The sequence below is a fragment of the Microcoleus sp. N9_A2 genome (assembly GCF_036701775.1).
Taxonomy (GTDB): domain Bacteria; phylum Cyanobacteriota; class Cyanobacteriia; order Cyanobacteriales; family Microcoleaceae; genus Microcoleus.
Map to the genome: position 1 here is coordinate 17,999 of NZ_JAUBRH010000042.1, position 20,996 is coordinate 38,994.

General features: G+C 45.7%; 17 protein-coding genes and 1 pseudogene. 13 read left to right on the forward strand and 5 right to left on the reverse strand.

Annotated elements, in window-relative coordinates; genetic code table 11:
* Positions 1-390: 390 nt before the first annotated feature.
* From QUA44_RS21105 to QUA44_RS21140, 8 genes and pseudogenes are all read left to right on the forward strand, one after another.
* Entirely contained in the window at positions 391-552 is a 162-nt protein-coding gene (locus tag QUA44_RS21105) for a hypothetical protein (RefSeq protein ID WP_333254129.1), read from the forward strand.
* Between the two features lie 1,044 nt (positions 553-1,596).
* Positions 1,597-2,094, forward strand: a pseudogene (locus QUA44_RS21110) (ABC transporter ATP-binding protein); the annotation flags it as partial.
* Positions 2,092-2,961, forward strand: a complete 870-nt coding sequence (locus tag QUA44_RS21115; protein ID WP_333254164.1) for an AAA-associated domain-containing protein — start codon at positions 2,092-2,094, stop codon at positions 2,959-2,961. The pseudogene QUA44_RS21110 and the gene QUA44_RS21115, both read left to right, overlap by 3 nt.
* Positions 2,962-3,119: 158 nt before the next feature.
* On the forward strand, positions 3,120-3,476 hold the full coding sequence (locus QUA44_RS21120) for a hypothetical protein (RefSeq protein ID WP_333254127.1): 357 nt from the start codon (positions 3,120-3,122) through the stop codon (positions 3,474-3,476).
* Between the two features lie 54 nt (positions 3,477-3,530).
* The gene (locus tag QUA44_RS21125) at positions 3,531-4,835 is read left to right on the forward strand and encodes an ABC transporter permease subunit (protein ID WP_333309902.1); all 1,305 of its coding nucleotides are present in this window, start codon (positions 3,531-3,533) and stop codon (positions 4,833-4,835) included.
* 346 nt (positions 4,836-5,181) lie between these two features.
* Complete coding sequence (gene mgtE, locus QUA44_RS21130) at positions 5,182-6,579, forward strand: magnesium transporter (RefSeq protein ID WP_333254125.1); 1,398 nt, start codon at positions 5,182-5,184, stop codon at positions 6,577-6,579.
* Positions 6,580-6,824: 245 nt separating this feature from the next.
* Positions 6,825-7,751: a hypothetical protein gene (locus QUA44_RS21135; RefSeq protein WP_333254123.1), complete on the forward strand. Its 927-nt coding sequence runs from the start codon at positions 6,825-6,827 to the stop codon at positions 7,749-7,751.
* A gap of 245 nt (positions 7,752-7,996) precedes the next feature.
* A complete protein-coding gene (locus QUA44_RS21140; RefSeq protein ID WP_333254121.1) occupies positions 7,997-8,197 on the forward strand; it encodes a hypothetical protein in 201 nt (66 codons plus the stop codon).
* A 17-nt stretch (positions 8,198-8,214) separates the two neighbouring features.
* On the opposite strand, the gene QUA44_RS21145 is transcribed toward QUA44_RS21140, so the two are convergent.
* Positions 8,215-8,733 (reverse strand): hypothetical protein, encoded by a 519-nt coding sequence (locus QUA44_RS21145; RefSeq protein ID WP_333254119.1) that lies wholly within the window; start codon positions 8,731-8,733, stop codon positions 8,215-8,217.
* Positions 8,734-8,753: 20 nt separating this feature from the next.
* Positions 8,754-9,836: a ParM/StbA family protein gene (locus QUA44_RS21150; RefSeq protein ID WP_333254117.1), complete on the reverse strand. Its 1,083-nt coding sequence runs from the start codon at positions 9,834-9,836 to the stop codon at positions 8,754-8,756.
* Positions 9,837-10,536: 700 nt separating this feature from the next.
* Between QUA44_RS21150 and ftsH2 the strand changes: the two genes are divergently transcribed.
* The 5 genes from ftsH2 to QUA44_RS21175 all read left to right on the forward strand — a co-directional run bounded on the left by ftsH2 (position 10,537) and on the right by QUA44_RS21175 (position 18,531).
* Positions 10,537-12,426 (forward strand): ATP-dependent zinc metalloprotease FtsH2, encoded by a 1,890-nt coding sequence (gene ftsH2 / locus QUA44_RS21155; protein WP_333254113.1) that lies wholly within the window; start codon positions 10,537-10,539, stop codon positions 12,424-12,426.
* Between the two features lie 135 nt (positions 12,427-12,561).
* Positions 12,562-12,945: a hypothetical protein gene (locus tag QUA44_RS21160; protein WP_333254111.1), complete on the forward strand. Its 384-nt coding sequence runs from the start codon at positions 12,562-12,564 to the stop codon at positions 12,943-12,945.
* A 159-nt stretch (positions 12,946-13,104) separates the two neighbouring features.
* Positions 13,105-14,394, forward strand: a complete 1,290-nt coding sequence (locus tag QUA44_RS21165) for an aminopeptidase P N-terminal domain-containing protein (RefSeq protein ID WP_333254110.1) — start codon at positions 13,105-13,107, stop codon at positions 14,392-14,394.
* A gap of 316 nt (positions 14,395-14,710) precedes the next feature.
* Positions 14,711-17,302, forward strand: coding sequence for a PAS domain S-box protein (locus QUA44_RS21170; RefSeq protein ID WP_333254108.1), 2,592 nt, complete (start codon positions 14,711-14,713; stop codon positions 17,300-17,302).
* Positions 17,303-17,310: 8 nt separating this feature from the next.
* Positions 17,311-18,531, forward strand: a complete 1,221-nt coding sequence (locus QUA44_RS21175) for a response regulator (RefSeq protein ID WP_333254106.1) — start codon at positions 17,311-17,313, stop codon at positions 18,529-18,531.
* A gap of 7 nt (positions 18,532-18,538) precedes the next feature.
* Here QUA44_RS21175 and QUA44_RS21180 read toward each other — a convergent pair whose 3' ends face one another.
* From QUA44_RS21180 to QUA44_RS21190, 3 genes are all read right to left on the reverse strand, one after another.
* Positions 18,539-19,123, reverse strand: coding sequence for an HAD family hydrolase (locus QUA44_RS21180; RefSeq protein WP_333254103.1), 585 nt, complete (start codon positions 19,121-19,123; stop codon positions 18,539-18,541).
* 282 nt (positions 19,124-19,405) lie between these two features.
* Positions 19,406-20,530, reverse strand: coding sequence for an ATP-binding protein (locus QUA44_RS21185; RefSeq protein WP_333254101.1), 1,125 nt, complete (start codon positions 20,528-20,530; stop codon positions 19,406-19,408).
* Positions 20,527-20,996: WD40 repeat domain-containing protein (locus QUA44_RS21190; RefSeq protein WP_445243686.1), on the reverse strand; the 470-nt coding region annotated here is incomplete at its 5' end. The genes QUA44_RS21190 and QUA44_RS21185, both read right to left, overlap by 4 nt.

A 20,996-nucleotide genomic window follows, 5' to 3' on the forward strand; every position in this document is an offset into this window, starting at 1 on the left:
TTTCTAGCTTTGCTGCTTTCATTGAGATGCTGCCGGTGATATTGACAGTTTTAATGAATTTTTGACTAGAGCAACGTAATAATTTGTCAAACTAATTGTTGCCCAAAACTTCTTTATATGTATAACCCGTGACGCTGAAGAAGAAAGGATTTACGTAGTTAACATTTCGCGGTTGATCGAGTCAGACGCCGCTCAACGCCACGGTATCCAATAGCGATCGCCAGCGTCGTTATTAGACCTCTTGCAAAAGTCCTTTTAATCAAATTTTGGAACGGGCTCTCCGGCCCGTTCCACAAGGAAAAATGTTTTTTGTGGGATGGGCCGGAGAGCCCGTCCTAGTTATTTTTGCAAGAGGTCTATTGATGATAGCCGATCGCACGGGCAAAGCAATTGGGTGATCGAGTCGGCTTTGCGATTTTGGCTGTGCCAGCTTTTTTGGGGCTGACAGTGCTGTTGGTACTTCAGCGAATTTATCTCAATCCCCGCGATTTTGAAGCAGGAGCTTTGGAAATCAAAGGGAAGGGTGGCCGGGGCTGTTTTGGGTTTCTTTAGATGCTTTAGGGCTGATTGGGGCTGGCTATGGAGATTTTCCTTTCATTGCCTTTGACGCCGCCTAAAAACGAATACAAGCCCCTCGACTCCTGTGGTGGAGAGATAAAAATTTTAGACTCTTTTTCCAGCTCGCAGATTCATCTGTGGAGTAAATCTAAAATCTCAAATCCTTCGACTGAGCGCTCACACCGAAGTCTCAAATCTCCAATCGACTGACTTCCACAGAAGCGCGATCGCATTTGACAGCCAGATTCCGCTATTTTACGCTTGGGTTATGGGGATTGGCGCGATCACAGCCCTAATTTTTGGGCCGCAAGTTCGATCGCATCGGCATCTTAACCATGATGTTTGCAGTGATTTTTTCTTCACTGTTTGCCCCCTTGGTATTGTTCAGAAATGGGCAGGGGAGATTGCTAGGAATGACTTTATGGGTATAGGTAGGGGAGTCTAGGAATCAATTTTGAAAGCAGCCGTAGCTTGACTCGTGCCTGCAGACAAAAGAGGTTCAGCCTATGGGATCTTTAACACAGGCTATGGCTAATACTGATTTCTGGGCAGTTGGGCGATGATAATTTGGTACCATCGCTCAATTATTTTGCTGGTTGTATTTTCAGTTTCGATCCAACTCTCTACTCTTCCAGTCTTGTTGCGGGTAAAAAAGCGATCGTCTGTCACAGAAAATTGACTGAATACTCAGCAGTCATACCATTTTTGATTTTCGATTGAGAATGACGGACAACGGGAGCATCTCAATGAAAGCAGCCAAGCTAGAAATTAGAGTTAGGAGCCAGGAGCCAAGAGCAGGAGGAAAGAGTCAGAAGGAAGGAGCCAGAAGAAGTGTTTTTACAAATATGAGAGGCTCCCACGGACTGCATCATGGTTTGGGCTTGCCTGCCCTTGCATTATTTTACAAAACAGGTATCAATTAGCCGTTATCAGTTGTCAGTTTCCCAGAGTTTTTAACTAATGACTACTAACGCCGTATTACTGACTACTGACTACTGACTAAGAACTAAATTTAAACTAAACATAGGAGGTTGGATTGTGGTAGTTAAAACAACAACAGATGGTCTCATTACCTTAGAACGAGTTAGCAAGTCTTACCAGCAGCCCAACGGTCAAAAAATCTCTATTTTAGAGCCAATTAATTTAGAGCTCCGAGCGGGCGAAATAGTAGCTTTACTCGGCCCTTCCGGTTCAGCAAAATCAACATTAATGCGGATAATTGCCGGACTTATCCCGCCCACCGACGGTCAAGTTCTCTACCACAATCGTCCTTTAGTCGGCTTAAATCCGGGAGTGGCAATTGTATTTCAAAACTTTGCCCTTTATCCCTGGCTGACGGTACTAGAAAATGTAGAATTAGGCTTAAAAGCTAAAGGATAATTGCCCGAACTGCGCCTGCAAAAAGCCTTGCAGATGATTAACATTATCGGTTTAGACGGATTTGAGAATGCTTATCCGAAAGAACTTTCTGGAGGAATGCGGCAGCGGGTGGGATTTGCTAGAGCTTTGGCGGTGGAACCCGAATTGCTTTGCATGGATGAACCGTTTTCAGCTTTAGACGTGCTGACAGCAGAAAACTTGCGGTTTGAGTTATTAGATTTGTGGCTGGAAAAAAAGATTCCGACTCAAGCTGTGTTAATCGTAACTCACGGGATTGAGGAAGCGGTAATTTTAGCCGATCGCGTTGTAGTCTTGGGCCGCAACCCGGGGCGAATTCGCGCCGAATTGACGGTGACTTTGCCGCACTACCGCGATCGCAAAACACCGCAATTCCAAGCTCTCGTAGACCAAGTTTACAAAATTCTCACCAATCCAGAGTTAAGCTGCGAAACAGTGACAGCACCTGCTCAAAGTGCCACTAATGTGTCTCAACCTCAACCGGCTCAAAGCGCTAAATACCAATCTCTGCCGCAGGTGCGAACCGGTGCGATCGCAGGTCTGTTGGAACTCTTGGAAGACCGCAAGGAGAAAGACCTCTACCGCCTCGGTCAAGAATTAATGTTAGAGGTTGACGACATTTTGCCGATTGTGGAAGCAGCAAAATTAATGGAATTTCTGGTAATTCAAGAAGGCGACCTCCTTTTAACTCCAGTTGGTATTCAGTTCATTGCCGGCGGAATTGACCAGCGCAAACAAATTGTTCGTACCCAAATTCTCAAAAATATTCGCCTGGTACAGCAAATTTCTCGAATGCTTCAGGCCAAGCGCAATCACCGCATTTCTGAAGAGTTGATTTTGGATATTCTAGAAACCCACTTTAGCCCCCAAGAAGCAATGCGGCAATTGAAAACTGCTATTGACTGGGGTCGCTATGCAGAGTTATACAGTTACGATGAACCGGGCGGCGAAATCTTCTTAGAATCTGAAGTCAGTAGTCAGTGGTCAGTAGTCAGTGGTCAGTAGTCATTAGTCCGCAGTCATCAGTAATTAGTTATTAGTTATTAGTTATTTACTAGCAATGAGCAATTAACAATTACCCGATGCCCTAGCCCTCCGATCCCCCAAATTCTAACTTCCAAATTTCCAATTACCTTTTTCCCAATTACCAATAACTACTTCGTATGACAAGACCTCTAACACCCGCCAATAAAACCTTAGAAAGGTCAGCTTGGACTTGGCAAGACGGCTTGCTGATTCTAGCAATCTTATCTCTAATTTTGGGAATTGTCCAAACAGCTTCTCAATTCAAGGGTAACTACAACCCGGATTTTATAATTGAGACCACGCTAAATGTCTTGCCAGCATATACCGCCCAGACTCTTTTACGCATGGCAGCAGCCTATTTTTTATCGCTGCTGTTTACCATAGTTTATGCTTATTCTGCTTACCGCTTTCCCCTGGCAGCAAAAATTTTAATTCCTTTGTTAGACATTTTGCAGTCGATTCCAGTTTTATCTGTTTTGCCCGGTGTTGTTTGAGCGCTAGTTACTTTATTTCCGGGTCAAAGAATCGGTGTAGAAATAGCATCGGTTATCTTAATATTTACTGGGATGAGTTGGAATATGACTTTTAGTTTCTATCAGTCGCTTTCCGGCATTCCCCTAGAACTAAAGGAAGCTGCTCAAGTTTATCGGCTCAATGCTTGGCAGCAATTTTGGACGTTAGAATTGCCCGCTGGTGCGATCGGACTGGTGTGGAACAGCGTCATGTCAGTGGCGGGCGGCTGGTTTTTTTTGATTGCGATCGAATCTTTTACCTTGGGGGACAAAAACTTTAATTTGCCTGGACTCGGTTCCTATTTGGGCAAGGCAGCCAGTGAAGGCAATTTTGGGGCGATCGGCTGGGGTTTAGCAGTATTAATTGGTGTGATTATAGCGATCGACTTTTTTATCTGGCAGCCTTTGATTGCTTGGGTAGAAAAGTTTAAATATCAAGCGGTGGAAGCTGCCAATGTACCGCAGTCAAACTTGTTGGATTTTTTAAGGCGATCGGCGACGCTGCGGGTGTTGAAGTCGCGTATTTCGCCGATGGGCGACAGTTTCGATCGCGGTTTGGTCAGAGCTTTTGCACCTGCTAATTTACCAACAAATCCTCGCCAACTAACCCGCATCGGAAATTGGATAAATTGGCTGTTTGTCAGCGGGTTTGCCGTCATTGTACTTTGGGGAACTTGGGAAGCGGTGCTCCTGCTGCGTTTGCTGAGTTTGTCGGACTGGCAAAAAGTCATGGGAGGTGCTTTTTTCACAGCTTTGCGAGTCATTTGCGCGTTATTTTTATCGCTGTTGTGGACAGTACCGCTTGGAGTGGCGATCGGTCGAAATCCATGTTTAGCTCAGATTTTGCAGCCATTAGTACAAATAGCCGCTTCTGTACCGGCAACGGCTTTATTTCCTGTATTGCTACTAGCTTTAATTCAAACTGGAGGTGGCTTAGAAATTGGTTCTGTGGCGCTGATGATGTTGGGTAAAATGTGGTATTTGCTGTTTAATGTTATTGCGGGCGCTCAATCGATACCTTCGGAGTTCTTTGAAGCCGCGCAAGTTTACAAACTTTCCCTAGTTCAGCGCTGGAAAACTTTAATCCTACCCGGAATTTTTCCTTATTTAATCACAGGAACTATTACGGCGGTTGGCGGAGCTTGGAATGCCAGTATTGTCAGCGAATACGTGCAGTTTAAAGGTGAAACAATTACCACAAGCGGTTTGGGCGAGACGATTTCTCAAGCAACGGCATCGGGTAATTTTCCTTTGCTGTTAGCGGCTACTTCTGTGATGTCGCTGTTGGTTGTATTGACTAACCGTTTGGTGTGGCGGCCGCTTTACCGTTTGGCGGAATAAAAATATCAATTGTTGGTTTAAATTGACAGTTGACAGTTGACAGTTGACAGTTGACAGTTGACAGTATAGCCATTCTCAACGGCGATGAGGTATGTCAGGTAATTGGTAATCGGTAATTGGTAATCGATCGCACTTTCCCGAACTCACGCTCTTTGGCGCTAGATCGAAAACATAATACCAAGAAACTCGGTGTCGACAATACAGCTTGGTTTTGGTGGTGCCGCATCTGCCAAAAAATTCGGTTGCTAGCCCCGCAGGTATAAATCCTATAACTGCAACCAGTGGCGTCAATAGGCTCTAAACTGGATTCAGAAAGGCGCGGAGCACAGGTTTAGGAGGGTCATCAGTGACAGAAAGCAATTATCAATCCTCTTCGTTACCCACCTACGCGCGAAAAGAACTGCGGGAATTAGTTCGATCGCAGTTAAGGGCCCTGTTGGAAGAAGGAGACTTTAAAGGAGCAAAAGCGATTTTGCACCCGGTGCAGGAAGCAGACATAGCTGAAGCTATCGAAGGCCTGCCAGAAACCATGCAAGTAATAGCTTTCCGCTTGCTTTCCAAAGACGAAGCGATCGCAGTTTACGAATATCTCGACTCCAGCGTTCAGCAGTCCCTCTGCGAAAAGTTCAAACGCCAAGAAGTCATTGACATTGTAGACAAAATGTCACCGGACGATCGCGCTAAACTCTTTGACGAACTGCCGGCAATATTAGTCCGTCGCCTGTTGGGTGAATTGAGCCCGACGGAACGAGAAGCTACGGCCCAACTTTTGGGTTACGAAGCCAGTACCGCCGGCAGGATAATGACCCCGGAATACATTTCTCTGAAAGAAAGCTTTACCGTAGCCCAAGCTTTAGACCGAATTCGCTCTTTGGCTAAAACTACCGAAACAATTTATTCTCTTTACGTCACCGACGCCGGACGCAGCTTGACAGGTATTTTATCTTTGCGGGATTTAGTCACTTCGCCCCTCGACAAAACTGTCGGCGAAATTATGACCCGCGACGTAGTTTCTGTTCAAACTGGCACGGATCAAGAAGAAGTAGCTAGGCTGATCCAGCGTTACGATTTTTTAGCTGTGCCCGTTGTAGACCGCGAACAGCGTCTGGTCGGGATCATTACAGTTGACGACGCGATCGACATTTTAGAACAAGAAGCCGACAAAGATATTTATGCCTTGGGTGGCGTCCAGTCTGGTGGTGACAATTATTTTCAGACCGATTTAATCACCGTTGCTCGCAAAAGGGTCGTATGGCTGTTTATTCTGCTTTTAACCAATACTGTCACTGGCGCAATCATTAGAGCTCAAGAAGATATTTTGCAACAAGTAGTTGCGCTAGCAGCCTTTATTCCGCTGCTGACTGGCACTGGAGGTAATGTCGGAGCTCAGTCCTCAACAGTTGTAATTCGCGGTTTGAACACTGACGAAATTACAGCAATGGGGCCGATGAAAATAATTGTGCGGGAGGGGATGGCGGGAGCGCTACTAGGAGCTATATTGGGGACGGTAGCGACTGGCTGGGCTTATGTTCTGCAAGGGAGTTTAGCAGTGGCACTCGCGGTGGGGGTGAGTTTGTTTGCGATCGCAATTTTAGCTTCTATTGCCGGTTCAGCTCTGCCGTTTCTGTTTCGTTCTTTGGGTTTAGACCCCGCTTTAATGTCTGCTCCCTTTATTACCACCGCAGTTGATGTCCTTGGGGTATTGATTTATTTCACTTTAGCTCGACTAATTTTGCAGATTTAATATATTTAATTAAATGGCTGTGAATAAAAAACTTAATCGGTTTTTCACCACTGCTAAATTCGGGGTATACGTGCGATTACATACCGGATATCTGCGCTCGCGCTTACTTTATTTTTATCCGCATACTGGCACCAGTTGAAAAAAGAATGCAGCTATAGGCCCGTGATCCAAACTCCGAGCTTCATCAGTCATTCCAAATCTAAAATCTACAATCTACAATCTAAAATCTAAAATGGTATTAGCCTATGTCATCATCCAATTCACCCACCAAAATCCAAAATCCCAAGTCGAGCAATTGGTTAGAAACTGCTGAAGTGGTTTTTATTGCTGCCTCTGCTGTGGGATTGGCTGTTAGTTTGGTTTGGGGGCAGAGCGTTTATGCTCAAGTGCCTGTAGTGATTTCGTTGGTGTTGAATTTTGTGAACCGGCAGAAGCTGCACAGGCAAGTCAAAGCAAGTACGGCGGCTACGTTCGATCGGGTAAATCAACAAGCAGCTACTACCGATCGCGCGATCGAGCAATTGCAACTTGCTGTAAATGCTTTAGACGAAGCTCTTTCTCAAACATCTCATGAAAATCTCAATGTTGTTGGGCCGGGAGAAAACGTACACTCTCTAATTTCAGCCATTGAGAACCTGCGCCAGCGACTAATAATTTTAGAAAAAACTATTAAAATGATTCAAAGCGAGATCGAACTCACCAGCCGCCAATTCAAACAGCGGCCCGAGTTGCAACAAGTCGAAACTTTGACAACAATAATTCTGGACTTGCAGCAGTTTATCAACGAACTGCCACAGTGGGGCAATTTACAGCAGCGGCAGCTAACAGAACTTCAGCAAAAAGTAGACAATGCTTTGGCTGAGCTCTCAGAAGAAATTGCTGTCATTCCCAACCGCGTGCAAGAGGCGCTAGCTAGTCGCGGTGGGGAAATTAACCCACAGTTTGGTTCTGGTTTGAATGCCGAGCAAAAAAATGGTTATCGACCTAAAACCCAGAATGAGAAAATTCGCCAGAAATATCCCAGAGCTTATGTCAAGTGGAGTCAGGATGAAGAAGAAAATTTGAAGAAAGAATATGCTAGCGGTCAACAAATTGACGAATTAGCTCAGAGATTTCAGCGACAGCCTAGTGCCATTCGTTCGCGCTTACAAAAATTAGGATTAATCGAATAATAGTAATTTGTAATTTGTAATTTGTAATTTGTAACCACAGAAAACAAACCACAGTCAACAGTCAACTGACAACTGACAAATAATATCAAATCTGTTAGCACCCGAATGATTCAGATCTCTCTTCTCGACAAGCGCGTGAATCAGCGTCAATCCATTGTCATCTGGGATGAATAAATTCTTTTTTTTAACCGCAGATGAGGGCAGATGCAACAGAGATTAACGCAGATGAATGATATCAATTCCGGTTGCACAATCCATCGGGAATTGTTGACCCTTCGGCTTCGCTCATGGCATCGCTGTTGACTGGATTTGACTATTCCGATGCAACCGGAATGGATATAAAAAAACGATCGCCCTTTTTTTTCAAAAGAGCGATCGCTTTGTTTCTGTATTCAGTACCGGCTGCCAACAGCGGGCCACTAACATTACATCTCAAGGCTTTTTAGCCTGGGTCTACCTCATTTTAGAAATCTTGGGGTAACAAAGAACTTAAACGCTCCAACAAAGGATCGGAATTCCGAGGAGGAGCAACTTCAGCATCAGACACTACATTATCATCCGCCACAGATTCAGACTCAATGGGGCCAGGCTCTACTACTTTTGAAACTTGGGCAAAAGAAACTTGAGCAAACTTACTGTTAACACTCCCCTGCAATTGATCCAACTGCGCGCTGAGTTGACTCAGGTGATGTTCCAGTCCCTCCAAACGGCTTAATTCCTCTGCCGAAACATTGTGCTCAAACTCAGAAAATTTTACCACAAGTTCAGCAATACGCTGTTCCAACCGTTGAAAGCTCTGTGTAGAGCTAGCAGACTCAGATACCGACAAAAACTGCCACAAAGCTTGTTTGCAGAGATTGCTGAAAGTCTGATACTTCGTGAAAGCCAACTCTTTTTCAATAGCGGCCAGCAAAGTTTGATCCGCAGCATCTTCCGTAAACGCCACCGAGAAATTCGCCTTATTTTTTGCCCACAGTGCCATAGGGTTCAAGCCTTAATGCGTTACTTAATCGTGGCTAGCTGAGCCTCAGCATAAATAAACTGTCCCAAAGCATTAGCTTTCCGGGAAGGCTGAGCCAAGTGAGCCTTAAGATTGGCGTCTTTAAGCAAAGGTTGCAACACCTCCCAGAAAAACTCGCCGCCCCCGCCAGTCAGAACCACATCCGTCACACGTTCCGGCAGCCACTGCACCAAACGTTCGGACAGTTCGTTAGCGAAAGCCTCTCGCAAATCCTTAATAATCGGATCTAAATTAGTCGGCTTAGTCGCTCCTCTCGGACGGTAAAAACGCTGGCCTTCTGGTTTATTCACCGCTTCCAGTAAAGACAGAGATTGAGGGTCTGCTCCCGGAATTTTTGAGGCAACTTGTTCGTAGAACTTGTTCATTGCGAAGGAATCGCTCTTAGAAGCCGCGCGGGCGAACCGGAAACGATCGACCATTAACAAATCGGTAGTTTGGTGTCCGATATCGACAACAGCCACCGACAGTTCCGGCAACTCCGGCGAAAACTCCTTGTTGTCTTGAGCCTCGCACCAAATCAGGCTGCCGAACCCTTCGGGCATCACCCAAACGTGACTGATATTAATATCCACACGCTCGCCCCGGTACACCACAACGTGGGGAGAGCGCAGTTGGCTGATAATCTCTTCCTTTTCCTTCTCAAACTGATCCTGCGAATAAAAAGGCAAACCCAGCACAACTGCTATTTCGCCCTTCATCTGGAAATATCCAGCACAGGAAAATACCTTAACCAAAGCATCTACTACTTTCGACTGGTCGGCGCCACCGAGGTTAGCGCCAAAATCGGCAGCCAATTGACCGATCGCGTATCCTTTGCCTTGGTACTCCAGCCACATATCCAACAGAGGGTCTGTTGCTTTCGACTCAAAGCTGCCACCCCGCACCTTTTCCACGGGCATAGTAGCCACGTTGGCAGGGATGAAAACAACGCTACTCGGGTTGCGACTCACGCAGGCTTTAGTTGCCGTCCGACCCAAATCAGCACTAATAATCGATTTGTGAGAAGCGACTTTAGTCTGCTGGGTCAGCATAGCCGAATTAGGAACAAGCTGTCTAGTTGTCATCTGAAAAATGGGTAGAAACCCCGTCCTTCTAGGACGGCTTTATTATTGTTTTGGATTTACTACTGCCTTGGGATTGGTTGGTTCGGTGTGCTTTTGTGTTGCACTTTCAACGGGACAGTTACCGTTTCAAGTCTCCCAATCCTGTACGCATAGCATTTTGCTCGCGCCGGGGCGCAGCCTCCCTTGCGGGGTAAAGTTAGCTTGTCGGTCAATGTTTTCTGAGCTTTTTAGACTTGCAGCACTGTTTCAGTGACCTTGAAACTGTTTAACTGCAAATGACAGGGCAGGGGACTAGCTAAGCATCCGCCCGGTGTCGTGACTCAAAAAACGTAGTCAGTTAAGACGCTTGGCTGGTCAGAACCGCTTGCTAGATTTCTCTTTCAAGCCTCATGCCGTCAGGGCTAAGGTTCCTGACGCCTTATCCCTTAACACTGCCGCGCTTAAAGACAGTGGGTTTTGCGGCGATTCTTCTAACTTTACCTAGATCGGTATCGAAATCAGCACCAAACATTATATTCGGGACGATCGCCCTTACCGTAACTAACCTAACTTTTTCTGGAGCCATCGTGCTCAAAGCTCTGTTGCCTGAGAGTGCATTGTTAAGTTAAATTTAGTTAAGATTCTGAGTGTAAACTTTTGTCGCACTTCTCCGACACCGCGATCTTACCCGATCTGTCCCCAATTCAAGGCATCCGCATTTATGAAAATTTCTTGGCGAACTATACTACTTTGGACTTTACCTGCCTTAGTCATCGGCTTTTTCTTGTGGCAGGGAGCCTTGGCACCATCCCCAGCAGAAATGAGCAAGAACACCGCCAGCACCCGCTTAAGCTACGGTCGATTCTTAGATTACTTAAACGCAGGTCGAGTCACCAGCGTTGATTTGTATGATGGAGGCCGCACAGCGATCGTCCTAGCAGTCGATCCCGAACTGGACAATCACGAGCAGCGGTGGCGGGTAGACTTGCCCTCAAATTCCCCGGAACTGGTTTCTAGGCTCAGAGACTCCAAAATCAGCTTCGACACTCATCCCCTGCGGAACGACGGCGCAGTCTGGGGACTTTTAGGCAATCTAGTATTTCCCCTCTTGTTAGTAGGAGGGCTGTTTTTCCTCTTCCGCCGCGGCGGTGGCAACGTACCGGGAGGCCCGGGCCAAGCCATGAACTTTGGTAAATCCAAAGCACGCTTTCAAATGGAAGCTAAAACAGGCGTACTGTTCGACGACGTAGCAGGCGTTGAAGAAGCCAAAGAAGAACTCGCCGAAGTCGTGACTTTCCTCAAAAAACCCGAACGCTTCACCGCAGTCGGGGCAAAGATTCCCAAAGGCGTGCTGCTGGTTGGCCCTCCAGGAACAGGTAAAACCATGCTGGCAAAAGCGATCGCAGGGGAAGCCGGCGTGCCTTTCTTCAGCATCTCCGGTTCAGAATTTGTGGAAATGTTCGTCGGTGTCGGCGCATCCCGCGTCCGCGACTTGTTCAAAAAAGCGAAAGAAAATGCTCCTTGTATCATCTTCATCGATGAAATCGATGCAGTCGGTCGCCAGCGCGGCGCTGGTATCGGTGGCGGTAACGACGAACGAGAACAAACCCTGAACCAATTGCTGACCGAAATGGACGGTTTTGAGGGCAATACTGGCATCATCATCATTGCTGCCACCAACCGCCCCGACGTGCTCGACTCAGCGCTGCTGCGTCCGGGACGTTTTGACCGCCAAGTTAGCGTCGATGTACCGGATATCAAAGGTCGCTTGGAAATTCTGGAAGTTCACGCGCGTAACAAGAAGCTGTCTGCGGAGATTTCTTTGGATGCGATCGCCCGCCGCACTCCGGGTTTTACCGGCGCTGATTTGGCTAACTTGCTCAACGAAGCTGCTATTTTAACAGCGAGACGCCGCAAAGAAGCGATTACGATGCTCGAAGTTGACGATGCAGTCGATCGCGTGGTAGCAGGTATGGAAGGCACGCCGCTGGTGGACAGCAAGAGCAAGCGTTTGATTGCTTACCACGAAATCGGCCACGCGGTCGTCGGTACTTTGATTCAAGCCCACGATCCCGTGCAAAAAGTTACCTTAGTCCCTCGCGGACAAGCTCGCGGCTTGACTTGGTTCATGCCTAGCGAAGACCAAGGTTTGATTTCTCGATCGCAAATCTTAGCCCGGATTAGCGGTGCTTTGGGCGGCCGCGCAGCCGAAGAAGTAGTTTTCGGTGATGCTGAAGTTACCACCGGTGCCGGCAACGACTTGCAGCAAGTCAGCGGTATGGCCCGCCAAATGGTTACTCGCTACGGGATGTCTACCTTGGGCCCGATCGCCCTAGAAGCTCAGCAAAGCGAAATTTTCCTCGGCCGCGACTACACGGCGCGATCGGAATATTCCGAAGAAATTGCTTCTCGGATTGACGGACAAGTCCGGGAAATTGTCGATCGCTGCTACGATGACGCCCGCCGAATTATTCGCGAAAATCGCACTGTGGTCGATCGTTTAGTCGATTTGCTGATTGAAAAAGAAACCATCGACGGCGAAGAGTTGCGCCTGATCGTCTCTGAATATACTTTTGTTCCTGAAAAAGAACAATACGTTCCTCAGCTTTAACTAGAATATTTAGGGCGAATAGAATTCGCTTCTACACAAACAAAGTCCGCCTGCGCGGACTGAAGAAATTCAACCCGCGCAGGCGGGTTTTGTCTGTGTAGAAGCGGTTTCAACCGCCGACTCAAAAGAAACTATATGATTAAGAATTCATCGATTTGTTTGATAGTAATTTCAACATTAATTTCCGTCAACACTTTGAGCGCCCGCGCCGAAAAATTAAGATGTTTTGTAGATATTTGCATCGACCCCAGCAGCGTAGAATTAAGCAAATCCGATATTCCCGGTGCTCCTTCGTATCCAGTCAGAATTATTTTAGGCACTCAGCAGTTTAGTAACGAGAAAATGCTGGTGCAAATGGAAGTTAACTGCAATTCGCGAGAGTTTAGAACAGTTAGAATTAGCGAAGATGGCGAAAATTGGTCGAATTTCGATCCGAGATGGACTTTGGTCGATCGCACAAACTCATATTTGTCTCGGCTGGTAGACTATAGTTGTCAATTGGCGATCGCCGAACAATAGCATAAATACAACAATCAGTAGACCCACAAAAAAACAGATCGCCGATATCCGCATCCTCAACCCTTGACTTGCGGGTGTTTTCAGTGTAAAAGCGGTTGAAACCGCCGAATGTTAATATTAAACTCAATCTAAAATCTAAAATCTAAAATCTAAAATCGAATGACAAACCCCAGCGAATACCGACAAAGACGCGAACATTTAATGGCAAAAATTGGCAGCGGAACCGCGATATTTCGCAGCGCCCCCGCAGCCGTCATGCACAACGATGTTGAATACGCCTACCGACAAGATAGCGATTTTTTCTACTTAACAGGTTTCAAGGAAGCGGGGGCGGTAGCAGTGCTCGCACCGCATCACGAAGAACACAAATTTGTCCTCTTCGTGCAGCCAAAAGACTTGGAAAAAGAAACTTGGCACGGTTATCGCGCCGGAGTAGAAGGCGCTAAGGAGCTGTACGGCGCTGATGAAGCGTTTCCCATCGCCGAACTGGCCGAAAAATTGCCAAAATATCTAGAAAAGGCCGATCGCATATATTATCACTTCGGGCGCGATCGGAATTTCGACCAAACAATCCTCAATCACTGGCAAAGCTTGATGGCAACCTACCCGAAACGCGGTACAGGCCCAACAGCAATCGAAGATTCCAACATCATTTTACACCCGATGCGGCTGGTGAAAAGCGAAACAGAATTAGCATTAATGCGAAAAGCCGCTAATATCTCAGTTATCGCCCACAACCGCGCCCAAGAATTCGCCAAACCTGGCAGGTACGAATACGAAATTCAAGCAGAAATTGAACATATTTTTGGCATGAACGGTGCCACTTCCGCTTATCCTTCCATTGTCGCCTCCGGTAACAATGCCTGCGTCCTCCACTACATCGAAAACAACCGCCAAATGCAGGAAAACGATTTGCTGCTAATAGATGCCGGTTGTGCTTGCGACTACTACAACGCCGACATTACTCGCACATTTCCCATCAGCGGCAAATTCACCGCCGAACAACAGACTATTTACGACTTAGTTTTGCAAGCACAATTGCAGGCAATCAGTCAAGTATATCCGGGAAATCCTTACAGCAAAATTCACGAAACAGCAGTGCGTGTTTTAGTGGAAGGTTTAATGGATTTAAAACTTTTGGTCGGCGACATTGAAGAGATAATTAAAGAGGAGAAATACAAGCCGTTTTATATGCACCGCACCGGACATTGGCTGGGATTGGACGTACACGATGTCGGCGTTTATCAGTACGGCGAAAATTCGCAAGTTTTGCAGGCGGGACAAGTGCTGACGGTAGAACCGGGGATTTATATTTCTCCTTATATTAAACCCGTAGAAGGACAGCCGGAGATTCCTGAAAAATGGCGCGGTATTGGTGTGAGAATTGAAGATGATGTCTTGGTGACGTTGGAAAGCCATGAAGTCTTGACGGCGGGAGTTCCTAAATAATTGTTGACTGTTGACTGTTGACTGTTGACTGTTGATTGTTAAGAGGGCGGGCACGGGGGCACCGCCCCTACTGACTGTTGACTGTTGACTGTTGACTGTTGACTGTTGGCAGTTGCCGCCTTTAAATTGTATATTAAAAAAAATCAAACAATGAGTGGGGTTTCCCGCTCGCCCTGAATATACAATTTAAAGGCGCGACAGCTTATTTCTTATTTCTTATTTCTTATTTGTTGGTTCTAATTCCGAATTACCAACAACCAACAGCCAACAGCCAACAGTCAACAACCAACAACCAACAGCCAAACAAAAAGCCTTTATGTGTATTGATCCCACAGACAACGCACAGCGTAACTATCCCGTAGGGAATCGACCTCTCGAAACCTGCGAAGCATTAGTAACACAGCAAAGCGGAAAAATTCAGCAACTCGAAGCAGATTTGCAACAGCAGAGAAAATTGTGCCAGAAATTAGCAGCACAACTTAAAGCATTGGAAAATTCCAACTCTGCTGACTGTGTAACTGAATTGAATCTCGCCGACGAGCGCACTGAGTTAATAGCATCTCTGGAAAAAAGCCAGGAAATGTACCGAACTCTGATCAAACATTATCCGAATGGCTCGGTGTTTTTGTTCGATCGCGATTTGCGCTATACTCTGGTTGACGGTCAAGGTTTGGCAGTAGTTGGTTTGTCCAAAGAACTGTTGGAAGGCAAAACATTGTGGGAAGTATCGCCACCTGAAGATTTGCCACTTTTTGAGACTACATATCGCGCGGCTTTGGCAGGAAAAGAGAATAATTTTGAATATAAATACGGCGATCACGTTTATTCAACAACAATTGCTCCCGTCAAAAACGACCGGGAAGAAATTTTCGCAGGCATGGTCGTTACTCAAGATATTACCGAAAAGAAACAGGCAGAAATAGCGCTGGAAAAAATCAAAAATCAGCTAGAAATTAAATATAAAAAGCGCACTGAAGACTTGAAAACAGCCAACAATCTATTGCAGGAAGAAATTCTCTCTCGCTGGCGCGTCGAAGAAGCTCTGCGGCAAAGCCAGGAACAGCTAGAATTGTTTTTCTCTCAATCTTTAGATGGCTTTTTCTTTATGATGCTGGACGAACCCGTACACTGGGACGATACAGTTGACAAAGAAAAAGTTTTGGATTACGTATTTACTCACGGGCGGGTAACGAAGGCAAATCATGCTTTGATAGCTCAATACGAAACTACTCGGGAAGAGTTGATTGGCAAAACAATTAACTTTTTTTTGTCCCACAACTTGCCAAAGAGCAGAGAGATATTCAGGCAATTTTTTGATGCTGGCAGAGTTCACATCGAAAATGACAATCGCAAGTTTGACGGGGAGAGAATTTGGGTAGAAGGCGACTATATTTGCATTTACGATTCTCTCGAAAGAATCGTGGGGTATTTTGGCGTACAGCGTGATATTAGCGATGCGGTGGTTGCAGCTAGACAACGCAAACAAGCTGAAGCAGCACTGAAAGAAAGTGAAGAAAGATTCCGACAGCTAGCCGAAAACATTGAAAGCGTGTTTTGGATGGTAGGCATTCAACCGCAGGAAATTATTTATATTAGTCCGGGTTACGAAAAAATTTGGGGCAGAAGCTGTGCTGAATTGTATGCTGGCGGACACTTTTTAGCGGATTCTCTCCATCCAGAAGATCGCTCTCGCGTTGTTGCTAAATTCGCTAAAACAATTGTAGCTGAAGATGAGACGGAATATCGAATTGTTAGACCGGATGGCGAAATTCGCTGGATTCGCGATCGGGCTTTTCCGATTACCAATCAAGCTGGTCAAGTTTACCGCGTTGTTGGCATTGCCGAAGATATTAGCGAAAGCAAACAGGTAGAAAAAGCATTCCGTGAAAGTGAAGAACGCTTTCGCCAGCTAGCAGAAAATATCCAAAATTCCTTCTGGCTAATGTCTGCTGAATTCACCGATTTATTGTATCTGAGTCCAGCTTACGAACAAATCTGGGGGCGCAGCAACGAAGAATTATATGCCGAGCCCTTAAAAATGATGGAGTGGGTGCATCCAGAAGATAAACATTTGTTGGAAGACTCAATGGGGCGAGTGTTGCAGGGTGAGTCCACCAATATCGAATATCGGATTTTTCGGCCAGACGGCACAATGCGCTGGGTGTGCGATCGAGCTTTTCCTATTTACGACGAATCGGGCAATATTTACCGCATCGCTGGTATTTGTGAAGATATTAGCGATCGCAAATTGACTTCTGCCCGCATCCAAGCAGCACTCCACGAAAAAGAAGTATTGCTGAAAGAAATTCACCACCGAGTCAAAAATAATATGCAGGTAGTTTCCAGCCTGCTGCAACTACAAGCTCAATATATTGAAGACGAACCGACGCTAGCTTTATTTGAAGAAAGTCAGACCCGCATCCATTCAATGGCTTTGATTCACGAGCAACTTTATCAATCCGACAATCTCGATCGGATCGATCTCCCGCCCTACGTTGAAAATTTGGTTGCTAATTTGTATCAATCTTTTGGTTACGGCAATACTTCCATCCAATTCAATGTCAACGTTGACCCAATTTCTTTAAATATAGAAACAGCAATTCCTTGCGGTTTGATTATTAACGAACTGGTTTCTAACTCGTTGAAATACGCCTTTACCGAAAGTTTGGCAGGTGAAATTAATATTAATTTTCATCGTGACACAACTTCTCAGCAATTTCACTTAAGTATTCAAGACAACGGCAGGGGATTCCCTGCAGGTTTTAACATAGAACATACCGAAACTTTAGGATTGCGATTAGTGCGGATGTTGACCAACCAATTAGATGGAACTCTTGTGATTGACAGTAAGTGCGGAACTTGTTACGATATTAGTTTCACTGAGTTGTCTTATCGACGGCGCATTTAAAAAATAATATGAACGCTATAAAGATTTTGGTGGTCGAAGACGAAGTGATTGTCGCCGAAGACATAGCAGGCAGGTTGAAAAAACTGGGTTATATAGTAACAGCCACGGTTGTTTCAGGGGAAGAAGCACTGGAAAAAGTTGCAGAAGAACGGCCAGACTTAGTGCTGATGGATATCGTACTTAAAGGTAACATGGATGGTATAACAACAGCCGAACAAATCAGAACCAAGGTAGATGTACCAACAGTATTTTTAACAGCTTATGCCGACGAGAAAACGCTGCAAAGAGCGAAACTTACAAACCCATTTGGTTATATTATCAAACCATTTCAACAACATGATTTACGGGTGGCGATCGAGATTGCCCTGCACAGACACGAAATCGAAGCTAAGATGCGAGAATCTCTTAAAGCTTCGGAAGCAACGAGAGAGTGGGTGGAAGAAAAGTCGTACCGCCAAAACCAGTATATTTCAATGGCTGCTCACGAATTGCGGAATCCGCTCAACGCAATTTTAATCTCTGCAGAACTCCTACAGCTCGATCGCGATCGTAGCAATGATGAAGCCCAAGTCAGAACCCTGCGACTGGTGAATTCAGCTACAAAAAAAATGAACCAGCTAATCGACGATATGCTGTTCATGGGCCGAGCAGAATCAGGTAAACTCAAATCCCATCCATTACCGATAAATTTAGTCGAATTTTGTCAAGATTTGCTGGATCAACTGCAGTTAGGAAATGAAGCCAAGCACAAACTAAAATTCATCCCGTCTGACGTTACCAGCGCGATTTTAGATCAACAATTGTTGCACTGTATTATTTCTAACTTAATTGTCAACGCCATCAAATATTCCCCCAGCGGCGGTCAAGTCAGCTTGGAATTGCAATACAGTCCAGCAGGAGATGGAGACAAAGAACCTATCTTTTGTTTTTCTCGTGAGTGTTTATTTCCTAATTCTCAATCTACACATATTAACTATCCCTTACTAATTATCCGCATCCAAGACGAAGGTATCGGCATCCCAGAAACCGAAGTAGAAAAAATATTTGAAATGTTCTACCGCTGCAAAAATACTGGACAGATTAAAGGTAACGGTTTGGGATTAACCATTGTCAAAAAAGCTGTGGATTTGCAAGGAGGTGCGATCGGCTGTGAAAGCAAAATCGGCGTTGGTACTAACTTTACAGTCGTGCTTCCCTATGTAGCTCTTTCCTCAAAAAATCATAGATAAGACTTATTTAATCATCAAAATGTTGCAAAATCCACTCAACCGCCACTGCTAAATTGGCTGCAATAAAATCCGGTTTAGTATGGTGCTGATACTCGCCGCTCAACACGCTTTTGCCGTAACCAGTCTGCACTAAAATACCAGTACAACCGGCATTGTGAGCCATATCCACATCAGTCGCTTTGTCTCCCACCATAAAACTGTTCTGTAAATCCAAATTGTGTTCCCAAGCGGCGGCTACCAACATCCCTGTATTCGGTTTTCGCCAAGTTGTATAGCGCGTAAATTCGGGGTTAGTTCCCCCTTCCGCTTCGCTTAAATAAGGACAGTAATAAAGAGCATCTAACCTCGCTCCAGCTTCATTTTTTAATAGTTGACAAAGGCGTTTGTGCAAAGCTTCAACGTGGCTGACTGGATAATAACCTCTGGCGGGGCCGGATTGATTGGAAACCAGACAGCAAAATATTTTGTGGTCATTTAAAAGGCGTACAGCTTTAGCTATTCCTGGGATTAAATGCAAATCTTCTACTTGGTGAATGTAGCCCGCTTCGATGTTGAGAACGCCATCTCTGTCCAGAAATACTGCTCGTTTCATGGTTGTATTGTTGCTTGAAAATAGGGTTTAGGGTGAGGATGTGGCAGTGTTTGTTGGGGTTAACTTAAGCCTAAAAACCTTTGTATCTATCGTTTATAGTCGAGTCTAGATCCCCCTAAATCCCCCTTAAGAAGGGGGACTTTGAGTGTTCCAGTCCTCCTCTTTTTCCGCTTGGGACTTTGACTACTCTTGTCCCCCCCTTATTAAGGGGGGTTAGGGGGGATCGGTAAGACTGGACAAGGAAGACTATAGGCTGGCACAGCGAAAATCCAGGTACGAGCGTCATTCTAAAATAGATTGTTTGCCTAACCATTCGCGGAAACTATCATGATACAAACTATAGCAAATTTTTCCTCCAACTTCTTGTTTGTTTAAGAACTCAATCCAATTGTCTAACACTTTTTCAACATCGTATTCATCCCGATCAATTATATGGGATATCGCACTTACAGACAAACCTGTTGTGGATTTTACCAAAACATTGAGCACAGACAAGTCAACTGCCGATAAAGTATCACCTCTCATCCGCAGCCAGTGGTTTTGATAATACGCTGCTAAACCGGGAGGAAGTTCCGAAAAAAGTGAGGACTCTCCCAGATTAGCATCGGGGTGTAAATTCTCGGTAATGGCAGGTAACATCTGACTCAGATACATGAAATTGTTTTCGCCCAGAGTTGCGAGTTGTCGGCAGAATTCGGGTTGAGTTAAATCCGGTGCGGTTGATAGGTATTGCTGAATGTAGTTAAGGGCATCTTCGCGATTTTGGGCGGGATAATCTCTTAAATCGACGGTTTGAGAGGGCGTTTCAATTAACAAACCGGATTTCTCTCTCAAAAACGGGCGGCGGGCGAGGATAAAATAAGTACGATCGCCCAAATATCTCGGCAGATAAAACAGATTTGTGCTGGGAGGCTGACTGGTGCGGGCGATCGCGTCTACAGAATCAATGACTATTATCAACCGTTGGCGATCGTTTAATTTATCGCTAATTTGTTGAAGCAACAAAGACAGAAACCAACTCCCATCATCGGATTCGAGATTTTGAAGTTGAGATTTGAGCTTGAGGATTTCGGATGTTTCCCCATTGGCGGCAAGGTATTTGTCAATCAGTTGAGTGCAGACAGAAGCGAGAAAATCTTCTGCTCGATTTTTGCCCTCAACTGCAGCGTTGTAATAGATACTGCGAGGATGGGCGGTGACATATTGGGCGAGGATGGAACTTTTGCCGCAGCCGGGAGTGCCGACAATTGTGAAATAACCGCGGCTGTGGGAGTCCAGAAAGTCGGAAATGGCAGAAAAAACAAACTTGCGCCCTGCAAAATTCTCGGTTTTTTCCCGCAGGAGTTGCTGAAATTCTATTGGGTAAGCAGCGGTAGAGATGGGAGTTGAGAGAGGTGATGAATTCATGTTAGTTCCTCCATCCCTTCTAGCCGCAGGCAATATACGCGGCCGGATTTGTCGCCTGCGACAATTGTGACGCCATCTGGTGCAATAGCGCAACAGGCGATCGGGCTGTCAGCCGTGAAACTGGCAATAACCTTTCCACTCCACAAATCCCAGACTTTGATGGTCTTGTCCGAGGAACCAGAAATTGCCCGCTTGCCATCAGCAGTGACGGCTACTATATTTACCGACTCGCTGTGCTCTCTGAGAATAAACAGTTCCTTTCGAGTTGTTAAATCCCAGACTTTGATGGTGTTGTCCCACGAACCAGAAATTGCCCGCTTGCCATCAGCGGTGACGGCTACTGCTGTTACGAATTGGCCGTGAGCTTCGAGAGTAAACAGTTTCTTTCTAGTTGTTAAATCCCAGACTTTGATGGTGTTGTCCCACGAACCAGAAATTGCCCGCTTGCCATCAGCGGTGACGGCTA

Excerpts from the sequence above, each read along its gene's own strand:
- QUA44_RS21115 (WP_333254164.1), top strand. The coding sequence starts at position 2,092 with ATGGATGAACCGTTTTCAGCTTTAGACGTGCTGACAGCAGAAAACTTG.
- QUA44_RS21120 (WP_333254127.1), top strand. The coding sequence starts at position 3,120 with ATGACAAGACCTCTAACACCCGCCAATAAAACCTTAGAAAGGTCAGCT.
- QUA44_RS21135 (WP_333254123.1), top strand. The coding sequence starts at position 6,825 with ATGTCATCATCCAATTCACCCACCAAAATCCAAAATCCCAAGTCGAGC.
- QUA44_RS21145 (WP_333254119.1), bottom strand. The coding sequence starts at position 8,733 with ATGGCACTGTGGGCAAAAAATAAGGCGAATTTCTCGGTGGCGTTTACG.
- QUA44_RS21150 (WP_333254117.1), bottom strand. The coding sequence starts at position 9,836 with ATGACAACTAGACAGCTTGTTCCTAATTCGGCTATGCTGACCCAGCAG.
- ftsH2 (WP_333254113.1), top strand. The coding sequence starts at position 10,537 with ATGAAAATTTCTTGGCGAACTATACTACTTTGGACTTTACCTGCCTTA.
- QUA44_RS21160 (WP_333254111.1), top strand. The coding sequence starts at position 12,562 with ATGATTAAGAATTCATCGATTTGTTTGATAGTAATTTCAACATTAATT.
- QUA44_RS21165 (WP_333254110.1), top strand. The coding sequence starts at position 13,105 with ATGACAAACCCCAGCGAATACCGACAAAGACGCGAACATTTAATGGCA.
- QUA44_RS21170 (WP_333254108.1), top strand. The coding sequence starts at position 14,711 with ATGTGTATTGATCCCACAGACAACGCACAGCGTAACTATCCCGTAGGG.
- QUA44_RS21175 (WP_333254106.1), top strand. The coding sequence starts at position 17,311 with ATGAACGCTATAAAGATTTTGGTGGTCGAAGACGAAGTGATTGTCGCC.
- QUA44_RS21180 (WP_333254103.1), bottom strand. The coding sequence starts at position 19,123 with ATGAAACGAGCAGTATTTCTGGACAGAGATGGCGTTCTCAACATCGAA.
- QUA44_RS21185 (WP_333254101.1), bottom strand. The coding sequence starts at position 20,530 with ATGAATTCATCACCTCTCTCAACTCCCATCTCTACCGCTGCTTACCCA.